This is a genomic window from Terrabacter terrae (assembly GCF_039529575.1).
Lineage (GTDB): Bacteria > Actinomycetota > Actinomycetes > Actinomycetales > Dermatophilaceae > Terrabacter > Terrabacter terrae.
In genome coordinates this window covers 108,649-113,011 of the sequence record NZ_BAAANB010000001.1, presented here as the reverse complement: position 1 = coordinate 113,011, position 4,363 = coordinate 108,649, and the positions used below count along the sequence as shown (strand labels likewise).

The window sequence follows — 4,363 nt, the reverse complement described above, 5'->3', positions numbered from 1 at the left end:
GCCGCGCCCACCGCCAGCCCCGAGACCCCGGGTGCGAACGCCGCCGCGGTGCCGGTGGTGCCCCACAGCAGCGCCGCGAGCAGCACCGCCGTCGTGCCCCAGCCGGTCCCGGCCTTCATGCGGTGGCCTGCGGTGTGGCGTCCGCGGTGGTGGCCTGGTCCACCAGCTGCAGCGCGAGGGCCTTGGCGCGGACCATCAGGTCGGACCGTCCCTCCAGGCCGGCGCGGGACATGGCGCCCTCGAGCGCGAACGACAGCTGTAGGGCCAGGTCCTCGACCTGGTCCGCGGGCAAGCTGTTGACGTTCGTCAGGTGACCGGCGAGCAGTTGCTGCACCTGCTCCTTGTGCCGGCGGACCTGGTCGCGCCCGGCGGCGCCACTGGCCAGTTCGGCCGCGGCATTGAGGAGCCCGCAGCCGCGGAAGCCGTGGACGTAGGCGGCGTTGGCGTGGTCGGCGTACGCGTCGAACACCGCTGCCACGCCGGCGCGACCGGTGCCGTCGCTGGTTGCCAGCCTCGCCTCGTAGAGGGCGAGCCACTCGGCGTGACGCTCCTGCAGGTAGGCCAGCACCAGCTCGTCCTTGGAGGCGAAGTTGTTGTACAGGCTCATCTTCGCCACGCCCGCGGTCGCGGTGATGGTGTCGATGCCCGTCGCGGCGACGCCGTGGGCGTAGAAGCACTCCGCTGCCGCGGACAGCAACCGCTGCCTGGCCGAACCGGGCTTGCTCATGGATCCCCTCCGCACGTTAGGTAGGTCAGTCTACCTAGCGATGACGTTCGGGCGTGACGAGCCGTCCAAATGGCGGCTTGCCCTGGGTGTCCCGGCGCGGCCGCCGTTGCAACGCAGCGCGAAGCGGCGTCCGGGGCCAGCGGAGAGCACACTGCCTTGCATGGGTCACCTGTCGCGCTCTCTGCCTCAGCCGAACGCCGGATGGCTCAGGCTCGTGAGCGCGCGGCACGCGCGCGCCGTCGCGTCAGGGAACTTCGTGGCCTGCGTGCTCGGCTTGCATCAGGAGAAGGAATGGGGAAGGGCGAACTGAAGGACGCCCGCCGTGCGGCGGAGACATCCGCTGAGGCCGCTGAGGTCGCACGCACGCGCGATGCGAGGAGTTCTTGCGCAGGGCGGAGGCTCACCGACGCACCGCCGCTCGTCATCAACAGCAGGGCCGACCGGACAAGGCCCGCGAGCACCTCAGTGCGGCCGAAGCAGAGGAGACAGCCGCACGCGATCTGTAGCGCGGCGCCGGTCGGCGGCCAGCTCCCAGTCCTCCACACCTTCGCGTCGAAGGGGCACAGAGCGGCAGAAGAGGACGTTTCACTGGGCACAAGCAGTGCCGATCAGCCACTAGGTGTGCGCGGAGGCCGTGCCCGATGTGTGTCGCATCGGCTGGGTAGGCGACGGACAGTGCCACCGCTGACCACGTTCAATCTCAACTCTCCGTGCGGTGGCACCCCTACGTCCAAGACGGAGTGTGACTACGCCCCGTGCTGCCTCTGACGAGCCGCTCGTGCACGGGCTCATCGTGGCTGTCGTTCGTCTCGTGGGTGCCGCCGTCCGACGACGCGAGAAGTTGCCATCCCAGTGGACACAGGCTGGCCGCCCCAGCCGCTATCGCGGACGTTGAAAGGGGACGGCTTGCTGCCCTGACGAGCTTCGGTTCGGTGGGCATTCTGGCTCTGGAACGTCCCAACGGTGTGAGGGAGGGCCAGAGGTGGTGGATAGGGTCGAGTGGTGCAGGCAGTGACTCGAGGCCCGGTGCGGCTGGTCCGTGCCGGGATGCTGGGCGCTGTTTCGCTGCTGCTTGCCGTCAGTGCACACCACGCCGGCGGCGGGGGCCTTCCGAGCCTTCCCGTCCTCGCGTTGCTGGTGCTGTTCGCTGCTCCGGTCGTCTTGTTCGTGACCGATCGCAGGTGCCGGCTTCCGCGCGTCCTGACTGCCCTGGGCGTGGAGCAGGTCCTGCTGCACGCCGTGCTCTCCGTGACCACGGGCGCAGCCGCGTGCACTGCTGCCCGGGTCACCGTGGTGGGGCACCATTCGATGGTTCTGACGGGCGGATCGTGCCGCATGACCGGCGCATCGAGCCCCGTCCACCTGCCTGCGGCCGGGATGTCGACCGGGGCCATGGCCTCGGGGCCGATGGCCCACACGATGAGCTGGTGGCCGATGCTGGCGGCTCACGTCGTGGCCACCCTGCTCACCGCAGTCGTCGTCGCCCGGGGCGAGGCGGCGTTGTGGGCCTTGCTCGATCGGATCGTTCCGCGCCCGCTGCCGTCCGTGGTGGCTGTTGCGGTGGAGGGCCAGCCCGCCGGGCCGGCCGCCGCGATGTTCCGGCCGGTGGTGTTCTGGTGGGTGGAGGGCACGTCCCCGCGCGGGCCACCGCCGCGCCTCGTGCCGGCCCTGGCCTGACCTGCTCGCCGCCTGGTGGCGGCGGGTCGGCTGCTGCGTCCGGTCCCGGACCCATTCACCCTGCCAACCGCTCAAGACGAGCGGTCCCCAGCCATGCGAGGACACCCAATGACGACCCATGCGCACGTCGCGCCCCAGACCCCTAACCCCCGCTCCAGCCCCCGCTCCAGCCCCCGGTCCAGCCGCCGGTCCGGCCGCCGTCTCGTCGCGGCCCTGGGCCTGGCTGCCGCGCTCATCGCCGGCTCCGCCGCCGCAGCCGAGGGCCACGTCCACGTCGACACCGACAGCACCACCTCCGGATCCTTCAGCGAGCTCGCCTTCCGGGTCCCCAACGAGTCCGCGACCGCGAGCACCGTCAAGGTCTCGGTCGAAATGCCGACCGACAAGCCGTTCCTGTCCGTGGCTGCCAGGCCGGTGGCCGGCTGGGACGTCTCGGTGACCAAGGCGCCACTGCCCAAGCCGGCGACCGTCGACGGCACCACCGTCACCAAGGCCGTCCGCACGGTGACCTGGACCGCCCGCCCCGGGACCAAGATCGGGCCGGACCAGTACCAGGAGTTCGACCTCTCGGTGGGGCCGCTGCCCGAGCCGGGACTCGTCATGCTGCCGGCCACGCAAACGCTGTCCGACGGGTCGGTCGTGCACTGGGACCAGCCGACCCCGGCCTCCGGCGTCGAGCCGGAACACCCCGCACCCTCCTTCACCGTGACCGCCGCCGCAGCGGCCCCTGGCCACGACAGTGCAGGCGCCGCGTCCACGAGCACCCCTGCTGCGGACAGCGCCGCCGACGACACCCTCGCCCGGACCCTGGGCGGTATCGGCATCGTCCTGGGACTCGCCGCCGTGGCAGTCGCCGTGGCCGGGCGTCGCCGGCGCCCCGTGACCGGGACACGTCCGTGACAACCCAGCAGTCCGTGACGACTCAGCACGCAGGCACGGCTGGGCAGGCACGACTGATGCGGCGGCTGCGGACCGCCCTGGGCTCAGCGCTGCTGGTCCTCCTCGGTTCGGCGCTCGCCCTCGTGGTGGCCGCCGGCCCGGCCGCGGCTCACGACGTTCTGGTCTCGACCTCGCCCGCGAACGGCTCGACGGTCGCGCAGACTCCGAGCCGGGTCGTGATCACCTTCACCGATCCGGCGCTGTCGATCGGGACGCAGGTCGTGGTGACCGGTCCTGCCGGGCCCGTGAGCGTGCCCAAACCGCGGCTCGTCGACACCACCGTCGTGCAGGACCTGCCCGGCTCCGCCCCGGCCGGGCACTACACGGTTTCGTGGCGGGTGACGTCAGCCGACGGGCACCCCGTGTCGGGTGAGTTCTCCTTCACCTCACACGCGCCAAGCGCCGCCAGCATCACGGGCGCGACCACGACGCAGGCAGCCACGGCGACGCCCCCGGTCACCGCGCATACGACCGGGTCGGGGTCAGGGCTGCCCTTCGCGGCGATTCTGGCCGCGCTCATCGCGGTTGCCGTCCTTGTCGCGGTGGGCTGGCAGGTTCACCGGCGCAGGGCACGAGGCCCCAAGGACGAGTGAGACCACGGCAGGTGAGCATCCGTCCGGCTGCTGCCCCGAGGCCTGCGCTTGGACGGGTCCGGAGCAGCGGTCGGGTGCTCTGGTCTGGTGCGCTGGTCGGAGGTCACGGGTCGGTGACGTCAACCAGGTCTGCGCTCGAACGTACTGCGGGGCTGCTGTGCCTGTCGTGAGGCGCCGTCTGGGGCGTGTTCGCGTGGGGTCCGATGACGGCCACGGCTACCGCGGTGGTCAGCGGGATGGCAAGGACCAGCCCGATCGCGCTGGCCAAAGTGCGGACGATCTCGGCGGTCAGGTCCTCGGACAGGAGCAGGTCTGCGAGGGGCTGCTGGTACAACGCGATCAGGAGCAGCACCGGCACGGCCGTCCCGACGTAGGCGAAGACGATGGTGTAGACCGTGGAGGCGAGGTGGTCCCTGCCGATCCGCAT

5 protein-coding genes are annotated in these 4,363 nt (G+C 71.5%); 3 read left to right on the top strand and 2 right to left on the bottom strand.

Annotation, left to right across the window (positions count from 1 at the left end; all coding sequences use genetic code 11):
• Positions 1-115 precede the first annotated feature (115 nt).
• Positions 116-727, bottom strand: coding sequence for a TetR/AcrR family transcriptional regulator (locus tag ABD194_RS00525; RefSeq protein ID WP_343985898.1), 612 nt, complete (start codon positions 725-727; stop codon positions 116-118).
• 1,002 nt (positions 728-1,729) lie between these two features.
• On the opposite strand from ABD194_RS00525, the gene ABD194_RS00520 reads away from it, so the two are divergent.
• The 3 genes from ABD194_RS00520 (at position 1,730) to ABD194_RS00510 (ending at position 3,936) form a co-directional block, all read left to right on the top strand.
• Positions 1,730-2,404 carry a hypothetical protein gene (locus tag ABD194_RS00520; RefSeq protein WP_343985895.1) on the top strand — a complete coding sequence of 225 codons (675 nt, stop codon included), beginning with the start codon at positions 1,730-1,732 and terminating at the stop codon, positions 2,402-2,404.
• 108 nt (positions 2,405-2,512) lie between these two features.
• Positions 2,513-3,304 (top strand): YcnI family copper-binding membrane protein, encoded by a 792-nt coding sequence (locus tag ABD194_RS00515; protein WP_343985893.1) that lies wholly within the window; start codon positions 2,513-2,515, stop codon positions 3,302-3,304.
• 14 nt (positions 3,305-3,318) lie between these two features.
• Positions 3,319-3,936 carry a copper resistance CopC family protein gene (locus tag ABD194_RS00510; RefSeq protein ID WP_343985891.1) on the top strand — a complete coding sequence of 206 codons (618 nt, stop codon included), beginning with the start codon at positions 3,319-3,321 and terminating at the stop codon, positions 3,934-3,936.
• Between the two features lie 103 nt (positions 3,937-4,039).
• On the opposite strand, the gene ABD194_RS00505 is transcribed toward ABD194_RS00510, so the two are convergent.
• Positions 4,040-4,363 (bottom strand): YibE/F family protein (locus ABD194_RS00505; protein WP_343985887.1); only part of this gene is annotated, 324 nt, incomplete at its 5' end.